The 24514-nt window shown below is 35.6% G+C and carries 29 protein-coding genes and 1 pseudogene; 9 read left to right on the forward strand and 21 right to left on the reverse strand.

Going from position 1 to position 24514, the window contains the following annotated elements; all coding sequences use genetic code 11:
* Positions 1-18: 18 nt before the first annotated feature.
* The 7 genes from ACEPXG_RS13995 to ACEPXG_RS14025 form a co-directional block, all read right to left on the reverse strand.
* Complete coding sequence (locus tag ACEPXG_RS13995; RefSeq protein WP_391203589.1) at positions 19-1995, reverse strand: S9 family peptidase; 1977 nt, start codon at positions 1993-1995, stop codon at positions 19-21.
* Between the two features lie 114 nt (positions 1996-2109).
* On the reverse strand, positions 2110-3657 hold the full coding sequence (locus tag ACEPXG_RS14000) for a fatty acid--CoA ligase family protein (RefSeq protein ID WP_391203592.1): 1548 nt from the start codon (positions 3655-3657) through the stop codon (positions 2110-2112).
* Positions 3658-3783: 126 nt separating this feature from the next.
* Positions 3784-5721: an FtsX-like permease family protein gene (locus ACEPXG_RS14005; RefSeq protein WP_391203595.1), complete on the reverse strand. Its 1938-nt coding sequence runs from the start codon at positions 5719-5721 to the stop codon at positions 3784-3786.
* Positions 5693-6466, reverse strand: coding sequence for an ABC transporter ATP-binding protein (locus ACEPXG_RS14010; protein WP_391203598.1), 774 nt, complete (start codon positions 6464-6466; stop codon positions 5693-5695). Before ACEPXG_RS14010 ends, ACEPXG_RS14005 begins: the two co-directional genes overlap by 29 nt.
* On the reverse strand, positions 6426-7472 hold the full coding sequence (locus tag ACEPXG_RS14015) for a sensor histidine kinase (RefSeq protein ID WP_391203601.1): 1047 nt from the start codon (positions 7470-7472) through the stop codon (positions 6426-6428). Before ACEPXG_RS14015 ends, ACEPXG_RS14010 begins: the two co-directional genes overlap by 41 nt.
* Before the next feature lies 1 nt (position 7473).
* Positions 7474-8178 carry a response regulator transcription factor gene (locus ACEPXG_RS14020; protein ID WP_391203604.1) on the reverse strand — a complete coding sequence of 235 codons (705 nt, stop codon included), beginning with the start codon at positions 8176-8178 and terminating at the stop codon, positions 7474-7476.
* Positions 8179-8299: 121 nt separating this feature from the next.
* Positions 8300-9292: a lipoate--protein ligase gene (locus ACEPXG_RS14025; RefSeq protein ID WP_391209928.1), complete on the reverse strand. Its 993-nt coding sequence runs from the start codon at positions 9290-9292 to the stop codon at positions 8300-8302.
* Positions 9293-9414: 122 nt separating this feature from the next.
* Between ACEPXG_RS14025 and yhfH the strand changes: the two genes are divergently transcribed.
* The 3 genes from yhfH (at position 9415) to ACEPXG_RS14040 (ending at position 11921) form a co-directional block, all read left to right on the forward strand.
* Positions 9415-9540 carry a protein YhfH gene (yhfH, locus tag ACEPXG_RS14030; RefSeq protein ID WP_391203607.1) on the forward strand — a complete coding sequence of 42 codons (126 nt, stop codon included), beginning with the start codon at positions 9415-9417 and terminating at the stop codon, positions 9538-9540.
* A 367-nt stretch (positions 9541-9907) separates the two neighbouring features.
* Positions 9908-10966 (forward strand): LLM class flavin-dependent oxidoreductase, encoded by a 1059-nt coding sequence (locus ACEPXG_RS14035; RefSeq protein ID WP_391203610.1) that lies wholly within the window; start codon positions 9908-9910, stop codon positions 10964-10966.
* Position 10967: 1 nt separating this feature from the next.
* The gene (locus ACEPXG_RS14040) at positions 10968-11921 is read left to right on the forward strand and encodes an ATP-grasp domain-containing protein (RefSeq protein ID WP_391203613.1); all 954 of its coding nucleotides are present in this window, start codon (positions 10968-10970) and stop codon (positions 11919-11921) included.
* A gap of 461 nt (positions 11922-12382) precedes the next feature.
* Here ACEPXG_RS14040 and ACEPXG_RS14045 read toward each other — a convergent pair whose 3' ends face one another.
* From ACEPXG_RS14045 to ACEPXG_RS14055, 3 genes are all read right to left on the reverse strand, one after another.
* Positions 12383-12670, reverse strand: coding sequence for a hypothetical protein (locus ACEPXG_RS14045; RefSeq protein ID WP_391203616.1), 288 nt, complete (start codon positions 12668-12670; stop codon positions 12383-12385).
* 350 nt (positions 12671-13020) lie between these two features.
* Complete coding sequence (locus ACEPXG_RS14050) at positions 13021-13419, reverse strand: hypothetical protein (protein ID WP_391203619.1); 399 nt, start codon at positions 13417-13419, stop codon at positions 13021-13023.
* A gap of 164 nt (positions 13420-13583) precedes the next feature.
* Positions 13584-13952 (reverse strand): hypothetical protein, encoded by a 369-nt coding sequence (locus ACEPXG_RS14055; protein ID WP_391203622.1) that lies wholly within the window; start codon positions 13950-13952, stop codon positions 13584-13586.
* 107 nt (positions 13953-14059) lie between these two features.
* Between ACEPXG_RS14055 and ACEPXG_RS14060 the strand changes: the two genes are divergently transcribed.
* Positions 14060-14503: a transposase gene (locus tag ACEPXG_RS14060; protein WP_391203625.1), complete on the forward strand. Its 444-nt coding sequence runs from the start codon at positions 14060-14062 to the stop codon at positions 14501-14503.
* Positions 14504-14629: 126 nt separating this feature from the next.
* On the opposite strand, the gene ACEPXG_RS14065 is transcribed toward ACEPXG_RS14060, so the two are convergent.
* Positions 14630-14779 (reverse strand): hypothetical protein, encoded by a 150-nt coding sequence (locus ACEPXG_RS14065; protein WP_391203627.1) that lies wholly within the window; start codon positions 14777-14779, stop codon positions 14630-14632.
* Between the two features lie 305 nt (positions 14780-15084).
* Between ACEPXG_RS14065 and ACEPXG_RS14070 the strand changes: the two genes are divergently transcribed.
* The gene (locus ACEPXG_RS14070; protein ID WP_391203629.1) at positions 15085-15549 is read left to right on the forward strand and encodes a GNAT family N-acetyltransferase; all 465 of its coding nucleotides are present in this window, start codon (positions 15085-15087) and stop codon (positions 15547-15549) included.
* A 195-nt stretch (positions 15550-15744) separates the two neighbouring features.
* Here ACEPXG_RS14070 and ACEPXG_RS14075 read toward each other — a convergent pair whose 3' ends face one another.
* From ACEPXG_RS14075 to ACEPXG_RS14085, 3 genes are all read right to left on the reverse strand, one after another.
* Positions 15745-15957, reverse strand: a complete 213-nt coding sequence (locus tag ACEPXG_RS14075; RefSeq protein ID WP_391203631.1) for a hypothetical protein — start codon at positions 15955-15957, stop codon at positions 15745-15747.
* Positions 15958-16049: 92 nt separating this feature from the next.
* Positions 16050-16349, reverse strand: a complete 300-nt coding sequence (locus ACEPXG_RS14080; RefSeq protein WP_151699915.1) for a hypothetical protein — start codon at positions 16347-16349, stop codon at positions 16050-16052.
* A 469-nt stretch (positions 16350-16818) separates the two neighbouring features.
* A complete protein-coding gene (locus ACEPXG_RS14085) occupies positions 16819-17199 on the reverse strand; it encodes a hypothetical protein (RefSeq protein WP_391203635.1) in 381 nt (126 codons plus the stop codon).
* Between the two features lie 112 nt (positions 17200-17311).
* Between ACEPXG_RS14085 and ACEPXG_RS14090 the strand changes: the two genes are divergently transcribed.
* The 4 genes from ACEPXG_RS14090 (at position 17312) to ACEPXG_RS14105 (ending at position 20288) form a co-directional block, all read left to right on the forward strand.
* Positions 17312-17842 (forward strand): hypothetical protein, encoded by a 531-nt coding sequence (locus tag ACEPXG_RS14090; RefSeq protein WP_391203638.1) that lies wholly within the window; start codon positions 17312-17314, stop codon positions 17840-17842.
* 133 nt (positions 17843-17975) lie between these two features.
* Positions 17976-19238, forward strand: coding sequence for a DDE-type integrase/transposase/recombinase (locus ACEPXG_RS14095; RefSeq protein WP_391203641.1), 1263 nt, complete (start codon positions 17976-17978; stop codon positions 19236-19238).
* Positions 19231-20034, forward strand: coding sequence for an ExeA family protein (locus ACEPXG_RS14100; RefSeq protein ID WP_391203644.1), 804 nt, complete (start codon positions 19231-19233; stop codon positions 20032-20034). Before ACEPXG_RS14095 ends, ACEPXG_RS14100 begins: the two co-directional genes overlap by 8 nt.
* The gene (locus ACEPXG_RS14105) at positions 20031-20288 is read left to right on the forward strand and encodes a hypothetical protein (protein ID WP_391203647.1); all 258 of its coding nucleotides are present in this window, start codon (positions 20031-20033) and stop codon (positions 20286-20288) included. The genes ACEPXG_RS14100 and ACEPXG_RS14105 overlap by 4 nt, the downstream gene beginning before the upstream one ends.
* Positions 20289-20680: 392 nt before the next feature.
* On the opposite strand, the gene ACEPXG_RS14110 is transcribed toward ACEPXG_RS14105, so the two are convergent.
* The 7 genes and pseudogenes from ACEPXG_RS14110 to ACEPXG_RS14140 form a co-directional block, all read right to left on the reverse strand.
* Positions 20681-20908, reverse strand: a complete 228-nt coding sequence (locus ACEPXG_RS14110; RefSeq protein WP_391203650.1) for a hypothetical protein — start codon at positions 20906-20908, stop codon at positions 20681-20683.
* Positions 20909-21076: 168 nt separating this feature from the next.
* Positions 21077-21664: a hypothetical protein gene (locus tag ACEPXG_RS14115; protein ID WP_391203653.1), complete on the reverse strand. Its 588-nt coding sequence runs from the start codon at positions 21662-21664 to the stop codon at positions 21077-21079.
* 130 nt (positions 21665-21794) lie between these two features.
* Positions 21795-21998, reverse strand: a complete 204-nt coding sequence (locus ACEPXG_RS14120) for a hypothetical protein (RefSeq protein WP_391203656.1) — start codon at positions 21996-21998, stop codon at positions 21795-21797.
* Positions 21999-22129: 131 nt separating this feature from the next.
* Positions 22130-22393: a histidine kinase gene (locus tag ACEPXG_RS14125; RefSeq protein ID WP_391203659.1), complete on the reverse strand. Its 264-nt coding sequence runs from the start codon at positions 22391-22393 to the stop codon at positions 22130-22132.
* A gap of 155 nt (positions 22394-22548) precedes the next feature.
* Entirely contained in the window at positions 22549-23097 is a 549-nt protein-coding gene (locus tag ACEPXG_RS14130; protein ID WP_391203661.1) for a hypothetical protein, read from the reverse strand.
* Positions 23098-23337: 240 nt separating this feature from the next.
* Positions 23338-23622 (reverse strand): annotated as a pseudogene (locus ACEPXG_RS14135) (PadR family transcriptional regulator); the annotation flags it as partial.
* 194 nt (positions 23623-23816) lie between these two features.
* Positions 23817-24392, reverse strand: a complete 576-nt coding sequence (locus ACEPXG_RS14140) for a dihydrofolate reductase family protein (protein ID WP_391203664.1) — start codon at positions 24390-24392, stop codon at positions 23817-23819.
* Between the last annotated feature and the right edge of the window lie 122 nt (positions 24393-24514).

Here is a 24514-nt window from a genome sequence, read left to right on the forward strand (position 1 = left end):
AAGGGCTTTTCTATACTCTTAAATGTATTTCTCAAACCATCCAGTAATTTGCTCTAATCGAGTTAATCGTAAATTTGGTAAACCGGTACGTGATAAATTGTGGTCCGCTTGAGGGAAACGGACGAAGTTTGTTTCTTTTCCCATTGCTTTTAATGTAATGTATAACTGTTGCCCTTGTTCAATTGGACAACGGTAATCATTTTCACTATGCAGAATAAGCAAAGGTGTTTCCACATTGGAAGCATATTTTAAAGGTGATGCATCCCAAAGCTTATTAATATCGGTCATATCTGCCCCAATTTGCCAAGGTGTAAAGTAATACCCAATATCAGATACTCCGTAAAAACTAACCCAGTTGGAAATAGATCGCTGTGTTACAGCAGCTTTAAAACGATTCGTATGCCCAACAATCCAGTTCGTCATAAATCCGCCGTAACTTCCTCCAGTTACACCAAGTCGTGTTTCATCAATCCAGTCATTTTCTTTTAACACATAATCTAGACCTGCCATTATATCCTCATAATCTCCACCACCATAATCTCCGCGAACACCGTCCACAAATGCTTGACTATAGCCATGACTTCCACGTGGATTCACATATAAAACGCCATATCCTTTTGCAGCCAATAACTGAAGTTCATGGAAAAATGTATTTCCGTACATAGCATGAGGTCCTCCATGTATTTCAACAACGAAAGGATACTTTTTCCCTTCCTCATATCCTGCGGGCTTCATCAACCAGCCATGCACATTCCATTCATCAGCACCTTTATATACAATAGCTTCTGGTTCGACAAGTTCAGTATCATTTACAAGGTCTTTATTAAACTGTGTAAGTACATTTCTTTCACCAGTCGTCAAATTCTGCTTAAATAATTCCCCGGGAAATATTGGGTTGCTTATTGTCAGAAGTGCGTACGTACCAGATGCATCTACATCATATCCATAGACATGTTCATCTTCTCCAGTAGCTGGATATAATTCACCTTCTAATGAAGCGAAATAAAGGCGAACATCCCCCATAGTCGATACTTGGAAATATAAATGGTTATCAGCTGTCCATACGACATCTGGCGCACTTGCCCCTTGTTGAAAGTCTGCTACAGAAAGATCACCAACAGGCGCATCAAGTCCTTCCGTTAATACTTGACGATTCCCTGAGTTCACTTCATATACATAGACCTCTGAATGCGTCGCATTTTGAAAAGTTCGTTGCATTCCAACAAATGCAATATACTGATCATCCTTCGAAAAAGAAGCGCCACCAAAGTATCCATCTTCATTAATTATTTCTATTTCTTCCTTCGTTTCAACATCTACAAGATACATGGGTTGGCGGAATGAAAAATCTTGCTTCTCTTCACGATTCACACCAATTACAAGTTTCTTTCCATCATGAGAAACGGCTTGTACATTATAGTTAAAGTTGCCTTCTGTAAATTGAATAATTTTTTCTGAATCTAACGTAATCCATCCAATATGGTTATACATATCTTTCGGTAAAAGACCTGCTCCATCTGCATGGTATTTCATTTTGTCAACAACATACGCTTCTGGCAATTTTTTCTCTTCTTTTTCCGGTTCATCTGTCCACTTTCTTCCTTCTTTTAAGGTAGCAGAAAACCAAATTTTTGTTCCACAAGGGGACCATAGAAAACTAGAAACCCCATTTTCTAAATCAGTTACTTTCTTCGCTTCTCCACCACTTGCTGGAAGAATATAGACTTGATTCTTCTCTTCTCGATTAGATAGAAAAGCGATATATCTTCCATCATTCGACCACTGAGGAGAGGATACTCGTTCTTTCTTATATGTCCACTGAGTAATTTCTTCTGTTTCCACATTTAAATGATATAAATATGCATAGTATTTATTATCCTTTTCATTCATTTGTGTTCGAATAAACACTGCTTCTTTCCCATTAGGTGCTAGTACAGGGCTTGCAATAGAATGCAGTTCAAATAAATCTTTTACCTCTAATTTTCTCTTTGTCATAAATACATCCTCACTTTCAATATCCTTCTTTGTTTTACTTCGACACTCGAAATCATTTCCCTGCTTACTACATAAAAAAACTACTCCTTTTTTAGGGAGTAGCCTACTATTCTATTAAATAGTTTGTTCTTTTAATGACCGACGTAATATTTTACCTGTCGTGTTTTTAGGTAGTTCTTCTAAAAACTCGAATCGCATAGGCACTTTATATTTTGCTAGTTTTTCAACGCAATAATTATGAAGTTGCTCTTCTGTTAGTGATTGGTCTTTTTTCACTACGAATGCTAATACTGCTTCTCCAAAGGTTGGTTCTGGAACTCCAACTACTGCAGCTTCTATAATACCTGGATGTTCAAATAAAACTTCTTCTACTTCACGAGGGTATACATTATATCCTCCAACAATAATCATATCTTTCTTGCGGTCGACAATATAAAAATATCCTTCCTCATCTTGTCTTGCAAGGTCGCCAGTATACAACCAACCGTCACGGATCGTATTTTCCGTTTCCTCTGGCATTTTATAATAACCCTTCATAACGTTAGGACCTCTCACGATTAACTCCCCAACTTCTCCTACTGGAACCTCTTGGCCGAGCTCATTCACTACTTTATTTTCTACGTTCACAATGTTAGTTCCAATCGATCCTGGTTTGCGATCACGGTCAATTGGATTGAAACAAGTTACGGGCGATGCCTCGGATAAACCATAACCCTCTGAAACGCGAACGTTGAATTTTTCTTCAAAATTATGCAGTAGCGCTACAGGTAAAGAAGAGCCTCCAGAAATCGCTAAACGAATTGTAGAGAAGTCTTCCACTTTTCCTTCTGGGTATTGATACAAAAAATTATACATGGTAGGAACACCTGCAAATACAGTGGCTTCACATTCTTTTGCTATAGTGAATACATCCTGTGGGCTAAATCTAGGAACTAATAAAATCGTTGCCCCCATCAACAATGGAGCATTTACAACAACCGTAAGTGCAAAAACATGAAATACTGGAAGAGTCGCAATGATTCGATCCTCCGGTTTGAAACTCAAATACGCCGCAACATCGCGAGCGTTCGAATAAACATTCTTAAATGTAAGCATTGCACCTTTTGGTTGACCAGTTGTCCCAGAAGTATACAAAATTACTGCGTTGTCATCGTCTAAAACCGTTACTGGTTCGGCATTTGGGAAACTGTTACTAATCAATGAAGTAAACGATTTCACTTTACCTTTTAAAGAATCAGGCAATACCTTCAGTTTATCTACAGTGTCAGGTTGTGTTTCGCAAATGATATAGTTTTCGACAGTTGTAAATATATCCGCTGCCTTTTCAACTAATGGCAGTAATGCGTCTAATGCAATAATCGCTTTTGCATCACTATTCTTTACAATATAGCTAATTTCATCTGCCGTATAAATGGGGTTAATCGGAACTGCAGTCGCCCCAATACGCATAGTTGCGTACAAAGAAATGAGGAAATGTGGGGAATTACCTAATAGAAACCCTACATTATCTCCCTTTTCAATTCCAAGTAATTGAAGTGCACTTGCAAATCGTTCGACACTTTGTTGAAATTCTGCATAAGTAGTATCTTTCCCCATAAAATGATACGCAACTTTTTCTGGATACTGCTTAGCAATTTGTTGAACACTTGAAACTAAACTCATATTCTCGTCTCCCATCTAAAGCTCGAATGAATACTCATTCATTATCTATTAATTCATTATATAAAAAAGGTTTAGATTATTCAATAATCGGGGAATTATTTTTTATTAAATAAAGCACCATGAAAATCATGATGCTTTAATATGCGCTAAATACCTCCAGCGAATTAAATAGAAATAAGAAACTTGAATAACCGTGAAAGCAATCAAAACAAATAACATTTCTTTAGCGATGGAAACCGCCGCTAAGTCAACCCAAACTGCTTGCAAGTAAATGAATGAAAAAGTACTATGCACCATGGCAAGTCCCCATGGTAAAAAGAATTGAGGTATCAATTGACGATTGACAATCTTCACAAGCTCTTGCTCGGTTACCCCCATTCGGCGTAGAACATCGTATTGCTTTTTATCTCGCTCTAGGTCCGTGTACAATTTAAAATAAACAAAACTTCCTGCTGCTAGTAATAGAACTGCCGCTACAAGTAATCCCGTGAATAACAATAAAGAAAATGTAGAGCGAATGATAGAATAATTTAAACCTGGATTAACAAAGTAAAATGGATTTGGATTTATGTTGGTTGTACCCATCGACGCGACAATTATTTTATCTATGTCCGTTCCTACATCTTTTGTTCTAAGCCATTCGGGTACATGAAATGCGTAAAAAGTTTTGTACGATTCCTTAAGTCCATGCCCAAAAAGCGGCTCTGTTATAAGTTCAAAGTCTTCATCACTAATAATAATTGTTCTATGCTCAATAACTAAAGATGGAAAAATGTATTGCTTATATTCTCCTATCAACTGGATAGGTACACTACTCTCTTCTAGAACTGTTTGTTCCTCTTGTGGAGTTAGATTGCCAAAATCCTCTTGCGTATTCGGTACTAATAACGCATCACCTTGCTTCAAATCAACTAGTGGGAACTTCAGTGCAAGTGCTAAACTATTCACTTCAGATTCTTTGATTAGATTTACTTGTTCATGTGTACTGGACGAAGTTTGTTTTTTGACATTAAATTTTACAAGTTCATAGGATAAGTTTTCACTTTGTAGCTCTTGTGCTATTTGCATAATATGTTTTTCTTCAAAAGGATTATCCCAATCACTAGCGTAAAAAATGCTCACGGGATTTAATTCACGATATTGCGTTGTAAACGATGTAAAGGAGGTAACTACCCCTACAGACAAAAAAGCAATCGTGGATACAATCGTTACAACGAAAAACATGCGGGCATTTTCACGTATTTTAATAGACCCTTCCGCAAATGCAATTAAACGAAATGGATGCCAATACAAGCTTTTCCTTTTACGAATTAGAATTATTATATACAACATACTATCTGTAAAAAACAAGTATGTACCACTCACAGCCAATATTATAATAATAAATGTAAGCCATAAAGACATCTTTAATAGAGAAAGTACAACTAAACTGTAGGAAGTTAGTAGTAAGACTATACCTAATATTGCTTTCCACTTTACATATTCGTCTTGTTCATTCAAATTCCAATAACCTTTTAATAATTGAATGATTTCTTTTTTTCGAATGAACACTACACTGCTAATAGAAATGATGATAAACAATGATAAGAAAACAATAATCGTTAATGCAAATGGCTTCCAGGACAAATATAGAGGGAGACTGTCTAGTAAAAATAATTCTCGAATGACCATAAAGAAAAATTTAGAAAACGAAAATCCCCAAAAAATACCGACAGTAATAGAAATAGCACCTAATATCATCGTTTCTAGAAAAATCAGCCGATTTAACTGATTTTTTTCCATTCCTAAATTAAGTAATAAGCCAAATTCTTTCGATCTAGCTTGCAAAAAAGCACTCATCGAATAAAACAAAAAGAACAATGTAAAAATGATTAGTATAATCTCTGCAATAAGCATTCCACCAAATGCAATATCTCTTAAAAATTTGTCCTCAATGTTGGGATGAAACATCAACATTGAATACATAAAAAATACCAAAACAGAAAAAATACTCGCCATAAAAAACGCTGCATATACACGACTATTTCTAATTACATTATGATAAGCGAATTGTCGAAAGGTCATTTACATTTCCACCTAATAAAGACAAAACATTTAAAATGCGTTGAAAAAATGTTTGTCTTCGATCATCTTTATAAATTTCGTTAAAGTATTCACCATCTTTTATAAAAAGCACTCGATCGCAGTAACTGGCAGCAACTGGATCATGCGTAACCATAATGATCGTCGTCTGTTTCTTTTTATTCACTTGCGATAATATTTCTAACACGTCTTTTGCTGATTTTGAATCTAAATTTCCAGTCGGCTCATCTGCAAGGATAATTGTTGGTTCATGTATTAATGCACGACCTATGGCTGTTCTTTGTGCTTGTCCTCCTGAAATTTCTGTTGGCCTTTTATCCAAAATAGAAGTTAGGTCAAGCTGAGCTGCCAGTTCCTTCACTCTTTGTTTCATCATTTCTACAGGCCGCCCATCAAGCGTTAATGGAAGAACCATGTTTTCCTCCACTGTTAAGGCAGGAAGTAAATTGAAATCTTGAAACACAAAACCAAGCTGTCTTCTTCTAAAGAGTGATAAATCATTTACGGTAAGTTGTACAGGATTTGTTCCATTAATCGTGATATCTCCTGATGTAGGAATATCAATAGTAGAAATAATATTGAGCAATGTCGTTTTCCCACTGCCAGATGGACCCATTACTGCAAGGAATTCTCCTTTTTCAACTTCAAAGCTTATTTGATTAATGGCAAGATGAGCTACTTTTCCCTCATATACTTTCGTCACTTCTTCTAATGTTAATATCGACATCTTGCTCGCTCCGTTCTTCTTGTTCTTGCTGTTTAAACACGATTGAGACGGTCGTTCCTTCACCAACTTTAGTAGTAATCGTCATTTCATGTCCAAGACGATTGCAAATTTCTTGTGCTAAGTATAACCCCATGCCTGTAGATTCACCTGTTTTTCGACCATTTTCTCCCGTGAAGAATGCTTTTGTTACCCTTTTTATATCCGAGGTAGGAATGCCAATTCCTTCATCTCTTACAGAGAAAATGACATTTCCATCCTTTATTGTCGTCTCAAAATAAACCTTTTTATTTTCATCAAACGTATACTTCACTGCATTTGTTACAAACTGTGCGATGACAAATCGAAGCCATTTAGTATCCGATGTAATAATACAATTTTCTTCGATTGAAATCACTGGAAACACATGATGACCTATAAATAAGCGTTTGTTTTCCGTCACAACTTGTCTAACTAATTGTTTTAAGTCTACTTGCTCTATATGCATATCCTCTTCAAAGGTATCTAACCTGGCATTCATTAATACAGCTTCTAATCCTCTTTTTAAGCGATCTGTTTCTTCCGATACACTCATGGAATCAATTTGATCCTCATTTTGTACCATCATCTCTAACACTGAAATAGGTGTTTTCATTTGATGCACCCAACTATTCATAAACTGAAGATGTCTATTTTGCCTGGCATATAATAATTGCACTTCTTTCTGATAGAGCCTATAAATATGATGCAAGTACATTTCCACCTGTTTAATTTCCGGTGACTGTGCTTCTCGCTGCAAAACTACTTCGATTTTTGTTGGTACGGAAAGTATCTTTTTATAAAAAGAATATTTCTTTACAAATAATGCTCCTAAAAAGGAAATCGTTAATATACTACTAATAACAATTGAATATATTGCTGTATCTAAGTTTCGAAATCCATCTAACCAATATAAGAGCATAATAAATATTACTAATAAAAATTGAAAGATAAGAAAGATTATATGTTCTCGTATAAATAATCGGAACATATTAAGATTCCTCCGAACTTAGGATCAATCGATAGCCCGCTCCTCGAACCGTTTCGATCGTTGACGTGACATCATAATCTGCAAGTTTTTTTCGAACTCGCGTCATATTCACGTTAAGTGTATTTTCATCCACGAATGACTGATCATCCCATAATTCTTCTAATAATTGCTCTCTTGTAACGAGCTTTGGGTAATTTCGCATAAGTAGCTCTAATATTGTACATTCTTTCTTTTGCAGTGGTATTTCCTCAGTAGATATATGCAGTTCCATTCGCTCTAAAAATAATTGAAGTTTACCTACTTTAACAATGCGCTCTTCTTGCTTTGCAGCATATTCGCCATATGTTCGTCTCAAATGACTACGTATTTTTGCAAGGACGATTTCATAGTGAAAAGGTTTAGTAATAAAATCATCTCCGCCATTTTCTAAAGCAAAAACCTGGTCCATTTCTCCTGATCGTGCAGAAACAAAAATAATAGGACACGTGGTAAATTGACGGAGCTGGCGGCACCAATAATAGCCATCATACGATGGTAAATTTACATCTAATAATATTAAATGGGGGTCAAAAGCTTCAAATTCCTCTAAGATGGAATCGAAGTTTTGTATAGTATGCACTTCATAATGATATTTACGTAAGGTTTCTGCAAGTAATGCAGCAATTTTTCGGTCATCTTCCACAACTAAAATACGATGTGTCATCATATGGATCCTCCTCGCCAAACAGTCTCTCTCTATCATATCAAAAAAGAGCCCAACATACGTTAATATGTTAGACTCTTCCATAAATAATGAACTACTCGTCGACGTTCATCGACCAGCATATTTAATAAATTAGTTGAACTAAATCTTCCAATGAGATACCACCAAAATACTTTGGTACATCAATATTTCCAAGTGCTTCTTCAATTGCTTGCTTAATATAAGGCTTGCCAGTTAATAATTTTTCTACTTCTTCCATATCACCAACGCCAAAGAAGTCACCGTAAATCTTCACTTCTTCCATAATCCCTTTATTCACTTCTAATCGCACATCTACCCCGCCTGTTGGAAAACGGTTAGAATGCTTCACATTAAACTTAGGTGACTTTCCGTAATTCCAATCCCATTGTTGATAGCGTTCTTCCGAAAGTTTGTGGATATTCTCCCAATCCTTTTCTGTTAGCTCCCAATATTGAATATTTTCAGCACCACCGAATATGGAAGACAAAATTTCAGATCGAAATTGTTCAATTGTCATCGGTTCTTTTAATAGTTCAGCAATGTTTGTCACACGACTTCTGATTGATTTTATTCCTTTTGATTCAATTTTTTCTTTGCTTACTTTTAAAGCAGAAACAACCGCATCAATTTCTGTATTGAACAGTAATGTTCCATGGCTAAACATTCTTCCTTTAGTCGAAAACTGAGCATTCCCAGAGATTTTTTTACCTTCTGCTAATATGTCATTTCGCCCAGACAACTCTGCATCTATCCCCATTTTCTGAAGTGCATCCACCACTGGTTGTGTGAACTTTTTAAAGTTACGGAAACTATCCCCATCATCTTTTGTTAAGAAACTAAAATTTAGATTTCCTAAATCATGATAAACAGCTCCACCACCCGAAAGTCTGCGTACAGGAATAATCCCGTTCTTTTCCACAAATTCAGTATTAATTTCTTCTATCGTATTTTGGTTCCTCCCAATAATAATAGAAGGCTCATTTATGTAAAACAACAGAAAAGAATCTTTTTCTACATCCATTGTTTTTAATGCATACTCTTCAATCGCAAGGTTAATACGTGGGTCTGTTATTCCTTTATTATCAATAAAATACATCATCATCTCTCCTTTATTTTATTTTAACCGAAAGTCCAAATAATATGTTGACAAATGTCCTTGTGTTATAATACAATCCATATAACTTAAACAGTTATACAACAGATGGAGGTGGAACAACTATGTTAGAAAACGTAATTGAATTTTTCCGAAACCTGCCTGAAAAAAAATGTGCTACATGCGGCGAGACAATCGAAGAGCAGCATGAGTGCTATGGAAACCAATGTGATCAATGTAATGCCCTTTAATAAATATAGAAAAGCACAAGTGCGAGTTAAGTGCATCTTGTCTTTACTATTTCCAGAGTACTTTGGACGAAACATCACCTACACTATTATCGTTGGAATTTTTGTGGATTGTGAAGTGACTGCGTCACTTCACAATCCATTTTTTTCGATAATCTTAGGGCGGGTGTTTGTCCGTCGCCCTCTTGAAATATGTAGAGACATGATGCACTTTGTTTGGTTAATGAGATTAGGCAGAAAAGACCCACACCAAAATTTGACTCGTACTAAAACCCTTTTGTCATATTCCATTGCTGAATACATAGTATTATGGTAGGATTACTTTTAATTAAATATTTCTGAATATATAAAAAGTGAGGAGTAATCTTACATGAGATATGGTTTTTGGTTACCGATTTTCGGTGGATGGTTACGAAATGTGGAAAAGGAGACAATGCCCGTTTCATTTGAATATGTAAAAGAGTTGGCTCAAAATGCGGAGCAATGGGGATACGACTTAACATTAATCGCAGAACTAAACTTAAATGATATTAAAGGAATAGATGCTCCTTCTTTAGATGCTTGGTCTACTGCAGCTGCTATAGCAGCAGTGACAAATAAGCTAGAAATATTAACAGCGATTCGCCCTGGTTTTCACAACCCTGCATTGTTAGCCAAAACCGCCACTAATATCGATCATATTAGTGGGGGACGTTTGTCACTAAATGTTGTATCTGCATGGTGGGAAGAAGAAGCAAGACAATATCGTGGCATCTTCACTGCCCATGATGAGCGCTATGCTCGTACGGAAGAGTTTATTTCCGTCTTAAAGGGTTTATGGACAGAAACTCCTTATTCATTCAAAGGTAACTTCTATGATTACGAGAATACCTATTTAGAGCCTAAGCCAGTTCGGAACAAACATATCTCGTTATATGCAGGTGGCGAAAGTGAAACAGGAAAACAAACAATCGCAAACACATGCGATTCCTATGTTATGCACGGTGGGACAGTAGAAGAAATTGCGGAAAAGATTGCAGATATGAAGCATCGACGTCAAGACTTAGGAAAAGAACCTTTAGAAAGTTTCGGGATGGCTGCTTACATTATTTGCAGAGATACGGAAGATGAAGTACAGCTGGAGCTTGCACGAATTACTAATGTAACAGAAGGATCAGCTGGCTATGCTGGCTATCAAGACTTTGTAAGCAAGTCCCATTTAAATGTAGACATACAACTGCAAGATTACTCGGTTTCAAATCGTGGGCTACGTCCAAATTTAATCGGAACTCCAGAACAAATTGCTAAAAAAATTATTGCATTTGAAGATGCCGGGGTCGATTTATTAATTTTACAATTTTCACCACAACATACCGAAATGAAACGCTTCTCCGAGCAAGTGATGCCACTAGTTGAACAATTAAAACAAGATAAGCAAAGGGGCAATTAATATGTCAAAAATATATGTAATACATGAGAATGATGAATGGACAGTGCATCTTACTAATCGATTGGAAGAATTAAGCCTTCCCTATGAACTTTGGCATTTAGATGAAGGAGTAATAGATTTAACTTCTGAACCACCAGATGGAGTTTTTTATAGCAGAATGAGTGCATCCTCTCATACACGTAACCATCGATATGCACCTGAATTAACTGCTGGCATTCTTACTTGGCTAGAGTTTCACGGTAAAACCGTTTTTAATGGTACGAAGGCATTGCAATTGGAAATTAGCAAAATTAATCAACAACTCGCTTTAGAAAAGGAAAGTATACGTACCCCGAAAACAATTGGTGCGGTTGGCCGAGATCAAATAGTACGAGCGGCAAAAGAAATTGGTGCGTCTTCATTCATAACGAAGCATAATCGCGCAGGCAAAGGATTAGGGGTGCAATTATTTCATTCAATTGAAGCCCTTGAAAACTACTTAGATAGTAAAACCTATGAGCACCCGGTTGATGGGATTACACTCATCCAAGAATATATACAATCCCCTGCCTCCTTCATTACAAGAGCGGAATTTATTGGTGGAAAGTTCGTCTATGCAGTGCGTGTTGATACATCGAATGGATTCGAATTATGTCCTGCGGATGCCTGCCAAATAGATGACTTATTTTGCCCTGTCGGTGAAGAAAAAGAAGAAAAACCAAAGTTTGAAATTATTCAAGCTATTAATATAGAGCAAATCGATAGGTATGAAGCATTCCTAGAAGCGAATAAAATTGCTGTCGCAGGGATTGAATTTATCGCAGATGCAAATGGTACAGTATATACGTATGATGTGAATACGAATACAAACTACAATGCGGATGCAGAAGCGAAAGCCGGAAAATATGGCATGCTGGAGCTAGCTAAGTTTTTAGAAAAAGCATTGGTAAATGAACAAGGTAAAATAATGGTGTAACAAGAAAAGCGAAAGCACCCTTTAAGTGCATCTTGTCTCCTCCATTTCCCGAGTGTTTTGGACGAAACATTGGCTCCTGCGGTTACTCGTCGCAAAAAAATTTTGGCTACACTATTACCGGGAACTTTTGTGGATTGAGAATTGACTGTGTCACTTCTCAATCCATTTTTTTCGGTATTCATGCGGCGGTAGTTTGTCCTTCGCCCTCTTCTTATCTTGGCGAGTGTTCACGGAACTTTGGAAACCACAGATAAGTTAATGCTGAGGAACTTCACATTCTAAGTGACAAGATTATTCATGTTATTTCATAGAAAATAAAAATGCACATAAAAATGAGCTGGGAAATGTATCTCCAAGCTCACTGTATTTTTCTTTCCATTTTTTTACTAAAGCACCCGTTAGTTATACATAAAGACTTACACATTAATTGCATATTATATAAATGATGTGACAATAAGTAATTATTTCTTACCTTTTAGTTCTAAAAGTATAGGTGCTATATTTAGTAAGATAGAAACAATTGTCAAAAACCATAATGCCCTTTCCATACCAGGTACTACATCCCCTAAAGCTGACCAATCTTCCACTTTTACCCACCGAGATACAAGACTATATTCTGAACAAAGTGTTAATGCTGTAAATGCTAGTCCTATCGCCATAGCAAGCTTATAATCCTTCCCCACTTTATACATATAAAGATTTATAAAAGTTGCTACTATTGCAATAACCCCAAATATCATAAATAACATTACTAACCTCCATATATTTTTATTTTTGTCGTGTAATAATACTAATGTGCATCATCTCAATTTTTTTGCATTACTTTTTAATTAGACATTAATACGTCAAATCTTATTTTATAGTAAATGCTCTTCCTTTTGTGATTTCTTATTAAACAAATCTGCCACTTTCCTTTAATTCGTTTGAAACGAAGTAAAGTTCCAACTTTAAATAAATTTTCCATATAAAATTATCAAAAATCTATTTTGTCTTCTTCAACTAAACTGCTGCGTTAGTAAAAAAGGCTATACTCCTTATTGAAGTAAAGCACTCCGTTAGTTGAAGAAGAACGGAGATGTCAATTAATATTTCGTAAGAACTAATTTACTTTAAAGTTAATTAGTTCTTCATATTCGCCTGTATTAGTCCGCCATTTAATTTCAATAGTAGCGTGGTTTAACGATATAATTGCTTCATCTTTAGTAGCTGGAGGATTATTCCCTCCGCCCGTCCCAAAGGATATTGCAGTTTGTTCTTCTTGAGGTTCAATTTCCCCACCAAGTCCTCCTTCGTCAGTAACTACCGTATAAGTGACATATAGGAGTTCCTCATCTCCTGTATATTCAATTCCCCCTCTGTTAAGGAGATCGGTATCGGTCATCTCGTATATTAGATGTGCTTTCCACAAGTCGCCTTCACCAGTAGCTTTAATAGTTTCTTGATGTGAACAAGCTGTTAGTAGAATCATTGTAAATAGTAAAATAACTATTTTTCTCAATATAACTCCCCCTCAAATGCGGATTAAATTGTCCCTAGGTAATAACTATTTCGACAATTGTATATAAATACCTCTTATTAAACTAACCTGCTGCTTTAGTTGAAGAAGAAAAAATGCTTTACTCCTTCTTGAAGTAAAGCACCCGTTAGTTGAATAAGAATTTTTTATCCTTCAAGTAAGACTACGTAAACAATTTCTTCCTCATCCAATTCAATAATCAAATTATAAGTATTATCATCATTTGCCTTATATATCTTCGTCCCTACTGGTAATTGAGTAGCTGCACCATCTTTAAACAACCACTTATTACTGGTTTGTCTAGTGATTTCGCCGAGTTCTTCACCTTTTGTAAGTTCTAATGCTTGAATCCTCTCTATGTTGGAAGCATTCAAATAAACTAAACCATCATTCCATTGAAAGATATCTGCATCTTCATTTTCCTTTATTATATCGCTTGCTGTTGGATTACCTACACTTGGTGAACATCCAGTAAGAAAAAATAAAAATATTAGACTAATAGTAATAGTTCTCATAAATACCCCCTATCTCTTGTTCCGTCCTTTGATATCTTATTCAACTAGCCTGCTGCGTTTGTTTAAGTGTAACATTTCACATTGTACATAAAAATAGACCATCGAAAATGGCGGAACAAATTTTATCTGAAATTGGTACTGATGTAAAAAAGCAATTTCCCAGTGCAGCTCATATGTGTTCTTGGGCAGGATTAGTTCCTGGTCATAACGAAAGTGCCGGAAAAAGAAAATCAGCTAAAACCAAGAAAGGAAACAAATATCTGAGATCAGCATTAACAGAAGCAGCTCATTCTGTAAGAGGATCTAAAAACTATCTCGGCGCACTGTATAGACGTACAGCAGCACGAAAAGGCAAGAAACGTGCAGGAATTGTAGTAGCACATGCCATGTTGAGAATAGCTTACTACCTATTAACACGAAAAGAAATGTATGTAGACTTAGGCGAAGACTACTTTGATAAAAAGAGACAGCAATCCATTGTTCGGCATTCCTTACGAAGACTTGAGAGTTTAGGTTATACAGTTACGATACAAGAATCTGAAGCATCTTAATCCAGTCCACCTACAATAGTCCATTGAATTAGACGCTCTCCCCTTTTTTTTAAGCGAATGAGCTGCGTCTTATTAAGTATTGCCTTTTTTCCTAAATTAAAGAAGTTTATTTTCATGGTAGTTTAATTATTTTTTGCCATACTTCCATGAAATAAGTGAGACCAATAGACCAACAAATGATATATAAAAACCAATTGTGACTGCTGTGCCACTTGAAACCATTATCAAAGCAATTCCGAAAAGTGATATATTTATACCCAAAAGCGAAGACTTCATCAATTACACCCCCAATATACCTTTCTAGATTAATCAATACGTTATACTTTCCAAAAAGTTCTTATTGAACTAACCTGCTGCGTTAGTTCAATAAGAAAAAAGGCTTTACCCCTTCTTGAAGTAAAGCACCCGTTAGTTGAACAAGCATCCTCTCTTTTATTACACATTATCTTCGAAGTGCGCAATTAACTTGAACAAATTATTTCCAAATTCTATTTAATAATTTATAGTTAAGTTGTATTAATTCATAAGGCTTAAGATAATTTTTAATTATTGCTAAACTCTACAGTTTGGAGGATTACCAGATGGCAAAAATAACGAACGAACAAGTTGTAATTGAAATAGCACCCCTCAAAGCTGAAGATCGTACTCAATGGGATGTCTTGGCACGGAGCTATAAAGCATTTTACGAGACGGAGCTCCCAGACAAAAGTTACGATGAGGTTTGGGAGTGCTTGCTAAACAACGATGAAATTTTCGGTTTAGGAGCATACCTTCAAGGAAACTTGGTCGGGTTCACCCACTTCCTATTTCATCGCACAATATGGATGGAAAAAGCATGTTACTTACAAGACCTCTTCGTAGATGAAACTGCTCGCGGGCATGGTGTTGCTCGTGGACTCATTAAGCAGGTAGCTGAATATGCTTGCGAACATCAAGCTTCTAAGCTCTATTGGCAAACTCGCGAGGATAATACCACTGCTCGTGCTCTCTATGACAAGATTGCACATCACAAAGGTTTCATACGTTACGATTACCCGCTAAATTAGAACAAGATTGTTATACGGCTGCATTAGGTGGCCGTATAGACTTAATAATGCTTCGCTTTTTGTGTCAAATGCGACATAAAAAATTCCCTTCTCTAATTGAACTAAACTGCTGCGTTAGTTCAATAAGAAAAAATGCTTTACTCCTTCTTGAAGTAAAGCACACCGTTAGTGAAAAAATTGCGACAAAATAGCAGGTTAATTTACCGATTTATTATGTACTGCTTTATTTCTAGATTTCCTAATAAAGAAAAAAGTAAAAGCAAGTATTGCACCCACAATTATTCCAATTACGCTTAAGTTTATTCCTGTACCAGTTGTAATACCATCTGCACGAAAAGAACCATTAGCAAATACTGATACGATAACAATAATAAAACCAACCCATTCAAAAACCTTATTTCTCAGCATTTCAAATCTCCCCCTTACATACGAATTATAACATTATTCCAATTTTTCGAATAGTTGTATTTACTAATCCCTTGTTGAACTAAACTGCTGCGTTAGTTAAATAAAGAACTTAATATCAATGGTGAGATAATTAGTACAAAAGAAACTAAAACTAGTGTCCATGAAACAGTCTTTGAAAGCTTTTCTCTACCTTTTCCTTTATACCACCCAGAGAATTGCCACTTATTCCTATACAAAACAAAGAGTAGCAACAAAATAGCTATTCCACCCGACAATGAGTAATTTTCGTATATTCCGAATCTTATATATGTGTTTCCTATAATCGTCGCACCCAAAACACCGAAAAATGTAAAGATAATTATTATTCGTACTAGTTCTAATAAAATTTTCAATTTTAATCCACCTTCGTAATAGAGTAATCCTTTTTACTCTTTCGTAGTCTATTGTTCTATTATTACGAGGTTGTAGAGATATTCCCCATATAATATTTACTTCGACAACTTCCTATAAGCTCCTCCTTCTTCCTCTTACCAGTTAAGTTAATCCAAAAAAAAGAGCCGTCTTAACAGTTCTATGATCTTCAACTAAGCACCCGTTAGCCATACATCCAGCACAAAATCAATGCTGCACCACAGAGAATGAAAATGGTTAGAGGAGTCAATACTAGTAGTCCACCGAAATCAATAGACTTATTAATCTCCGCTCTCCTCTTTTTTTTTACGATTAAGCAGGGGTCTTCTTAAGTATTGTCATTTTTCTTTACTTGAAGAAATTAATTTTCATGGTAGTTCAACAAAAAAGACTTCACAACTGGCAATAAAGGTTTATTTCAATCACATTAGTTATTTTTTTATCTTTATACTACCTGCTTGGATTAAGTGTTATATTCTCACTTTCACCATCTATCATTACAGTAAAAATAAGTTCTGAACTATCAATTTCGGCATATGAACAACCCCATCCACAACCCTTTTTAAACGCTGTACCTTCTAATATTCCCTTATCATTTAAGTAAGCACTGCCCCCAGATGATGATGTTTTATAATCTACCTGATAATGAACTTCCTTCTTCAAAAGTTCTTCTAAATTTTTGCCTTTAAATTCTGCAGCATAATTTCCCTCAACTAGCTTATTATTCTTATTGATAATAAATTTTACTGTCCAATTTTCACTTTCCCCCAAAAATGTTGAGGTTTTGCCATTATAAGCTAAAAGAAATACTACCAACATGTAAACAATCACTTTATTTCCTCAAAAAAGCATGAACTTTTTTCAAATTCCTTCAGTTTAACATCTATACTCTTCTGAGATAATGTGGTAAATTTTTTTCATATTATTAAGGGAGGGTTTTTTTGTGATTATTTCTTACGATTTTGGAGTTAATTTGAACGAGTATGCTTCAAGAGGGACGGCGAATTTTTTTCCATTATTAGAGACTTGCCCTAACTGTAACTGTTTGGCTCATGGAAACCTTCACCGGAATGGTTATTATTGGAGGTATGGGATTGCGGAGGATGTCACAGTCAAGATTCCTATTTGTCGTTTTAGATGCGTGGTTTGTAAGGTGAGTGTTTCGATTCTTCCAGACTTTCTGATTCCTTATTTCCAACATACGATTCATACCATACTAGGGCGTGTTCATCAGCTGCTTCAAAGAAAGCAAGCCTGCGGTGGAAGGCAATTATTAAGATTTCATCTAAAGCGCTACTTGAAAAACATTCATTGGATACATTGTTACTTTGTCGACAAAGGTCCTGTTTTTGGTATGTCAAATGAGATAAAAAAAGAAGCCACAAAATATATGAAAATGATCCTCGATTTTGGCGAATCACCCTTCTTGCGAAGGTCATGGGGTCACTTATCAAAATACTTTATGGCAAATTAATTCTAGCATATTTAGTGTGTTTAATAAATATTATTCGTCCCACATACCTTTTTCATAGTCAGGATTTGTCGTAAAAAGTAGAATTTAAATTATGGATGACCGGTCGTCCTTCTATCAAAAGGAGGAAGATTCCATGAATGAAAAAGTACGCAATGAGGTAGCTTTATTTCGATATGGGCTGATAGCCCCTCTATTTAATGGGCAAGTTGAAATGAAGGTATATTTTAATGAATTAGAGGGGAAGATTCACTCAGTTCCTTATTATGGGGAACGAAAAATAGCAGCTAAAACAATACAAGAATGGCTACTTCATTACCGTCGAAACGGATTTGAAGCATTAAAACCGAAGAAACGAGCGGACAGAGGGAATTCTCGAAGACTATCTCCAGATGATCAAGATCATCTTCTGGAAATACGAAAAAAATCCCTCCATATGCCCGTTAGTGTTTTCTACGAACAATTAATCGAGCGTGGAGAGATAAACAAAGCACAAATTTCTTACTCCACTATAAACCGATTATTGAAAAAGCACAATCTAATTGGAAAAAGTATTTTGGCGACGCCTGAGAGAAAGCGATTTGCGCATGACAAAGTCAATGTGCTATGGCAAGGGGATCTATCCCATGGGCCCTATCTATCAAGCAATAAAAAAAGTGTAAAGACTTTTTTAGTCGCTTATATTGACGATTGTTCACGATTAATCCCTTATGCGCAGTTTTTCACATCCGAAAAATTTGATGGATTAAGAATTGTAACAAAAGAAGCTTTAACTCGCAGGGGAAAACCGACCATTATTTATGCGGATAATGGCAAGATCTATCGATCTGAAACACTACAGTATGCATGTGCCCAATTGGGTATTACTTTAGCGCACACACAGCCTTATGACCCTCAAAGTAAAGGGAAAATAGAACGGTTTTTTAAAACGGTTCAAACTCGATTTTATCCGTTATTAAAAACAGATCCTGTTCATTCAGTTGAAGAGTTAAACGAACGATTTTGGCACTGGTTAGAAAAGGATTATCATCGCAAAGTGCATGCGTCCTTAGATGGAAAAACGCCACATGAGGTTTTTCAGGCGCAACTGAATCAATTGACATTCTTAGAGGATACATCCCTTCTTGAAACTATTTTCTTAAAGCGCGAACAACGTAAGGTAAAAGCGGATAGTACCATTACATTAAACAAACAGCTTTACGAGGTACCGAATCGTTTTATCGGGACCTCCATCGATGTGAGGTTAGATGAAAATGGTGTGTACGTATTTGAAGATGGTAAGAAAGTAGCGGAAGCAACGCTTGTTAATATGACTGATAATGCCCATGTCAAACGGGTACGTTCTCCTTTTTCATTGTCTCAGGCGACGAAGGAAAAGGAGGAGCAAGAAAATGTATAAAACATTTTACTCGTTGGCTCAAGCACCATTCTCAAAAGAGATCGCATCTTCCGATGCATTTCTTTCTACTGATTATCAAGGTGCAATTAGTGCATTACATTATTTGCAAAAATCAAAGGGGATGGGTCTTCTTATTGGCGATCCTGGTGTAGGGAAAACCTTTACCCTGCGATCGTTTAAAGAATCGCTTAATCCATCTTTATATCATGTCATCTACTTTCCGCTCTCGACAGGCGGTGTGATGGATTTTTATCGTGGTCTGGTCTATGGATTAGGAGAGGAACCGAAGTTCCGTAAAGTAGATCTTTTTAGACAAATTCAACAAGGTATTGAGCGAATGGCTTTTGAACGAAAAATAACGCCTGTTTTCATTTTAGATGAAATGCATATGGCAAAAGATGCATTCTTGCAAGATATAGCTTTATTGTTTAATTTTCAAATGGATTCAACAAATCCTTATATTTTAGTATTATCAGGTTTACCGCATTTAAAAACACGATTAATGTTAAATCATCATCGACCACTATCACAAAGAATGATTATGAAGTATGAGATCCAGCCATTGACTAAAGTGGAAGTTTCCAATTATATCAATCATCATTTGAAGTTAGCCGGAGCAAAAATGCCGATTTTCACTGAATCAGCTATAGAAGCAATCACCTTGCGGTCGCAAGGTTGGCCTAGAGTCATTAATACATTAACGGTGAATAGTTTATTATTTGGCTCGCAATTAAAGAAAGAACAGATTGATGAGGAAATCGTCCGGTTAGCCGTAGAAGATAGTGGTTTAGCATGAAGCGAGGCATCTTAGTTTATGATCAGCGAGAGCAAGAGTGGCGGGTGTGGATTGGTCAGACGCGTTACTGGGTACAACAAGGCTATACGTTTGAGTTGCGGATTCAGCAACGATATTTTAACGCATATTTAGAGAAAGATATAGATTGGTTCGTCACGTTGGATTATGAGGTTATTTTCATTCTTCACCTAAATGAGGTGTACAAGATTCGGATCAATACAATAGAATATATACCACTAGACACCCCGTTTTAGGGGTTTTCTTTTGTTTATGGATAGATGGATTAATGTGAATAAAGTTGGGCACATTCTGAAATTAAGTGAAAAAAATAGCACATTATTTCAGATTTCCCACTGGATTAATGTGAAAAGAAGTGCCTGGAATAATGTGCTCGGTTACACCAACAATAAAAAAAGGACGATAGAAACAGTTTTACGCATTTTTATCTCTCCTCACCATATTCCTTATTTTAACTATATCTATTCTACTTTTTTTCTAAATTTCCTTCTTAAACTAAACTGCTGCTTTAGTTCAATAAGAAAAATGACTTTACTCCTTCTTGAAGTAAAGCACCCGTTAGCCATCCATGAAGCTATGCTTCACCACAAAACATGTAAGAAATTATCGTTCTTCCATGGTAGTTTAATTACCTTTCCTTCTTGAAAGACACAATAATAAATACAATTCCAACAAGTAAAAATAGCCCTGTGAAAAGGTTATCGGATAATGGCAATGTTTGTGGAATAGTATCCCACGCTCCAGTATTTATTTGTGCTGACCAATAAATATATGCAGTTAAGCGTTCAATCGTAAAAATTAGTCCACTAGTTAAAAAGAATAACGACCCTAAAATTAGACTTGTTTTTTTATCCAAAAGATTACCTCCTATGTTTAATAAAGTGCTTTGATTCGATTCAAAAAAACCTACTCCTTATTCAACTAAACTGCTGCGTTAGTTCAATAAGGAAAAGCTACCCTTACAGGCAGCCCTTGTTTAACTAAAGCACCCGTTAGTTTAATAAGGAACTGCTCGAAACATTATTCACTGCGGACTCAATTCAGGTCCCCAAGGAGCCGGTAATATAGAATCTTCTTTGATATTTTGTCTTTTTAACCCTATTTTTTTTGCATAATAATCAAGCATTTCAAAAACAGTTAAACGATGAAAACTTCCGTTGATAAATTGGGGTTCATTCCGTCTGTTAGGGTCTATTTTCCAAAGTGGAATTGAAACACTCCCTGTATTATCGCTAAATTCATTTATTGGAACACTGAAGTTAATATGCTCGTTATACCCATTTGCAACTGCTATGACAGTAACTTCCCCCATGTTTTTCTTTAGAAATCTAGGGTCCTTGTGAACTGAAATAGGTATTTTTGCTTCGCCATCAGAATTTGTTAATTCTGTTCCGATTATCTCACCTAATGAATTTATTACAATAATTCGAGAGTTACTAATTGGCGTACCATGTTCTTCAAAAGTTGTTGTTACTTTAGCAGATAATGTCGCTAATACTGTGTTTTCATTTGTCTCTGCAAACTTTGCTTTTGTTGAACTTTCCCAATTTACATAAAACACCGTTGTTAGACTTAATAGCAATAGTAAGAAAATTACTGATATTTTTTTCATCTAATCACCTACCTAATTTTAAGTAGTATTTCCTTGTGATAAGACATTATTCTTATTGAACTAACCTGCGGCGTTAGTAAAAAAGGCTCTACCCCTTATTGAAGTAAAGCACCCGTTAGTTGAAGAAGAGTTATTTTTTCTTTCTTGTTTGAATGTATTTTTCCGTCAATAATCCCGCATTAAACACCAATAAAATCATGACGAAGAAAAACATTACCCGAGAGGTTGGATTCCTCTTGTCAACAATAAACTCAATACTAGTAAAATTAATATAAACAAATCCAATAGCTATAAATATAGAATAGATAAATTGCCCTTTTAATGACTTAAACATAAAATCCCCCCTATAAATATTATTGAACTAACCTGCACCGTTAGTAAAAAAGGCTTCACTCCTTATTGAAGTAAAGCACCCGTTAGTTCAATTACAATGACTTCACAATCGTCTTCAAAGGACGTACCTGATTATTGCTCTAATAAATAAAATATCGGGAGTAAAATTAATCCTAATAGAAAAAGCACTGGAATCAAGGAAACAATTAAAGCAAAAGTTCTTAATTTCCCTTTTTGGCTAAAAAATGCTGTTAAAAATGAAGCTATTATTAATGAAATGACCACAATATCCCCAATTTCCGAGGTTCCGTTCACTACGATTGGGGTAATAAAAGCAAAAATAATGAACAAAGAAAATAATAACAATGAAATAATACTCAAATATCTTCTTAACACAATTACTTCACCTCTTCGGCTCTTTTTACAATTGACTATATTTATTTTACTTCTTGTTAAACTAAACTGCTGCTTTAGTTGAACAAGAAAAAAGAGTTACCTGCAACTCTTAAGTCTTAAAATAAGCATCTGTTAGTAAATTAAGGAGAAATTAATTACATTTTTATCTCCTCTATTATTTTCCCATCAATAGAAAGACCTGTTACAGTAGATCCTGGTAATTCTTCTCCATCCGTTATTAAGTACCAGAACCTATCTCCATTGTTATATTTAACAATTTTAGCTTGATATCCCTTATTATTCTTAGTAACAACAAAAACTTCATTTATTTCAGAATCTAAAATGTTTCCATATAGTACATCAGTATACTTTGAAAAATCATACTTCAAATTTGAAAAGTTCCAACCTAATTTATGATCATTTGCGATTTGACTACTACCACCGTTACCCAATTTCCATCCAAATATATTTTTCTTTAATCTTATATTTCCGAAATAATCTATATTAGCAGAATCATGTTCATAAAATACAATGGCTTGGTTATTATCTAAAAGCTTTATATAAGCAATTTTAGTAAATGATTGATTTAAAGAATAAACAGCTTTTTCAATTTCCTTAATATCATCTTTTAATGCAATGTTTATAAAATAAGAAACCATTAAAATAAGGCTGATAGAGATAATTATTTTAATTTTATTTTGCAAAAAAACACCTCCTTGTTATCAGGGAATATTTATCGCTATGACAAAATACCTTAAGTGCTCATTGTGGATTCTTTATTTTCTAACTTTTATTCTAGAACTGTACTTTTTATGTTCTTATTTTCAAGAAAAAACTTTCCTTTTTTCTTGAAGTAAAGCACCCCGTTAGTTTAAGTATATTTCTTCACAAAGTTTAATTTTTTTCCCCTTTACTTAAACAGGAATCCTTTGGTAACCATAAGTTTAGTACCTCGCACCAAAAAGTAATTTTATCTCTTGTATTTGTTCTATGTGTCGCTGTTCATGCAAATATATCTGTTCAACCCATTGGTCAAGCGGTAACTCCCCTAAAGCAGTATACTTAAATGATTTTTCCGCTAATATTGATTTATCCTTTATTGTACTAGGGAAAGTCAGCAATTTTTTCCTCGAATCGTTTAACATATCAATGATTGACTGAACTTCAAATGCTTCTACATCTGGTTCAACGATTTCGGAAGCTTCAAACTTCTTCGTTCGATCCAACATAAAGTATTAGACAGAATGTGTTTATCCCAAGCGGCTTTTCAAATTATAAAACCTCCAGACTTCAAAAAATAAGTATTAGACTGACACCAAAATAGAAACAGCGGCAGCCTTGGACGAGAAAATAAAGTCCTAGACTGCCACTGTTTTATTGAACTATCGTACTCGATAGCGTAATCTACTTTAGGGAGACAAGGTCATCTAACTGTCTGGTAAATGAGACCTATGGCTCCAGAATCAAAGGTCTTGTTTTCGATAAGTTTAAGATTGATCTTCTCCTTGAGACCTTGGAATAACGGCAACCCGCTGCCGATCAGGACGGGAGAAACCGTAATTTTATACTCATCTATTAAATCAAGCTGCATAAGGTAGTGTGCGAACCTAGGACTGCCGAGGATGACCATATCCTTGCCTGGCTGCTGTTTGAGGTTCTTGATCTCTTCCTCGACATCTTCTTTCACCAGTCTAGAATTGTTCCATTCGACTTTCTCCAGCGTCGAGGAAAAAACGATTTTGGCTGTCTTTTCGATCCACTCGGCATGATTCCGTTCATGCTGTGAAGCTGATGGGTTCGAAGGCACAGATGGCCAGTAACTGTGCATCATCTGATAAGTCCCACGTCCCCAAATGACAGTGTCGGCAGTACTCAGAATTTCTTTCGCGTGTTTCTCCAAATCAGCATCGTAGGAAACCCAGCCTATGTCCATTTCACCGTTCGGACCTTCTACAAAACCGTCAAGCGACGCGTGCAAAAATAGAACGAGTTTTCTCATTTTCAGTTCTCCTTTGTTCATGAGAGATATTTACATTAACCATTTTAGCACATTTCAGCTTGGGTTGTTTCTTATGGATTGCTAATTTAAACTGCCCGTTAGCTTAATGCCTCATCGATAGT

Source organism: Psychrobacillus sp. L4, assembly GCF_042944905.1.
In the GTDB taxonomy this organism is placed as follows: Bacteria; Bacillota; Bacilli; order Bacillales_A; family Planococcaceae; genus Psychrobacillus.

What these genes read in the sequence shown, in the direction of transcription:
- ACEPXG_RS14095 (WP_391203641.1), top strand. Translation starts at nt 17,976, where the DNA reads ATGAATGAAAAAGTACGCAATGAGGTAGCTTTATTTCGATATGGGCTG.
- ACEPXG_RS14120 (WP_391203656.1), bottom strand. Translation starts at nt 21,998, where the DNA reads ATGTTTAAGTCATTAAAAGGGCAATTTATCTATTCTATATTTATAGCT.
- ACEPXG_RS14055 (WP_391203622.1), bottom strand. Translation starts at nt 13,952, where the DNA reads ATGAGAACTATTACTATTAGTCTAATATTTTTATTTTTTCTTACTGGA.
- ACEPXG_RS14105 (WP_391203647.1), top strand. Translation starts at nt 20,031, where the DNA reads ATGAAGCGAGGCATCTTAGTTTATGATCAGCGAGAGCAAGAGTGGCGG.
- ACEPXG_RS14005 (WP_391203595.1), bottom strand. Translation starts at nt 5,721, where the DNA reads ATGACCTTTCGACAATTCGCTTATCATAATGTAATTAGAAATAGTCGT.
- ACEPXG_RS14035 (WP_391203610.1), top strand. Translation starts at nt 9,908, where the DNA reads ATGAGATATGGTTTTTGGTTACCGATTTTCGGTGGATGGTTACGAAAT.
- ACEPXG_RS13995 (WP_391203589.1), bottom strand. Translation starts at nt 1,995, where the DNA reads ATGACAAAGAGAAAATTAGAGGTAAAAGATTTATTTGAACTGCATTCT.
- ACEPXG_RS14140 (WP_391203664.1), bottom strand. Translation starts at nt 24,392, where the DNA reads ATGAGAAAACTCGTTCTATTTTTGCACGCGTCGCTTGACGGTTTTGTA.
- ACEPXG_RS14000 (WP_391203592.1), bottom strand. Translation starts at nt 3,657, where the DNA reads ATGAGTTTAGTTTCAAGTGTTCAACAAATTGCTAAGCAGTATCCAGAA.
- ACEPXG_RS14045 (WP_391203616.1), bottom strand. Translation starts at nt 12,670, where the DNA reads ATGTTATTTATGATATTTGGGGTTATTGCAATAGTAGCAACTTTTATA.
- ACEPXG_RS14060 (WP_391203625.1), top strand. Translation starts at nt 14,060, where the DNA reads ATGGCGGAACAAATTTTATCTGAAATTGGTACTGATGTAAAAAAGCAA.
- ACEPXG_RS14040 (WP_391203613.1), top strand. Translation starts at nt 10,968, where the DNA reads ATGTCAAAAATATATGTAATACATGAGAATGATGAATGGACAGTGCAT.
- ACEPXG_RS14075 (WP_391203631.1), bottom strand. Translation starts at nt 15,957, where the DNA reads ATGCTGAGAAATAAGGTTTTTGAATGGGTTGGTTTTATTATTGTTATC.
- ACEPXG_RS14010 (WP_391203598.1), bottom strand. Translation starts at nt 6,466, where the DNA reads ATGTCGATATTAACATTAGAAGAAGTGACGAAAGTATATGAGGGAAAA.
- ACEPXG_RS14070 (WP_391203629.1), top strand. Translation starts at nt 15,085, where the DNA reads ATGGCAAAAATAACGAACGAACAAGTTGTAATTGAAATAGCACCCCTC.
- ACEPXG_RS14100 (WP_391203644.1), top strand. Translation starts at nt 19,231, where the DNA reads ATGTATAAAACATTTTACTCGTTGGCTCAAGCACCATTCTCAAAAGAG.
- yhfH (WP_391203607.1), top strand. Translation starts at nt 9,415, where the DNA reads ATGTTAGAAAACGTAATTGAATTTTTCCGAAACCTGCCTGAAAAAAAA.
- ACEPXG_RS14015 (WP_391203601.1), bottom strand. Translation starts at nt 7,472, where the DNA reads ATGTTCCGATTATTTATACGAGAACATATAATCTTTCTTATCTTTCAA.
- ACEPXG_RS14025 (WP_391209928.1), bottom strand. Translation starts at nt 9,292, where the DNA reads ATGTATTTTATTGATAATAAAGGAATAACAGACCCACGTATTAACCTT.
- ACEPXG_RS14115 (WP_391203653.1), bottom strand. Translation starts at nt 21,664, where the DNA reads ATGAAAAAAATATCAGTAATTTTCTTACTATTGCTATTAAGTCTAACA.
- ACEPXG_RS14065 (WP_391203627.1), bottom strand. Translation starts at nt 14,779, where the DNA reads ATGAAGTCTTCGCTTTTGGGTATAAATATATCACTTTTCGGAATTGCT.
- ACEPXG_RS14020 (WP_391203604.1), bottom strand. Translation starts at nt 8,178, where the DNA reads ATGATGACACATCGTATTTTAGTTGTGGAAGATGACCGAAAAATTGCT.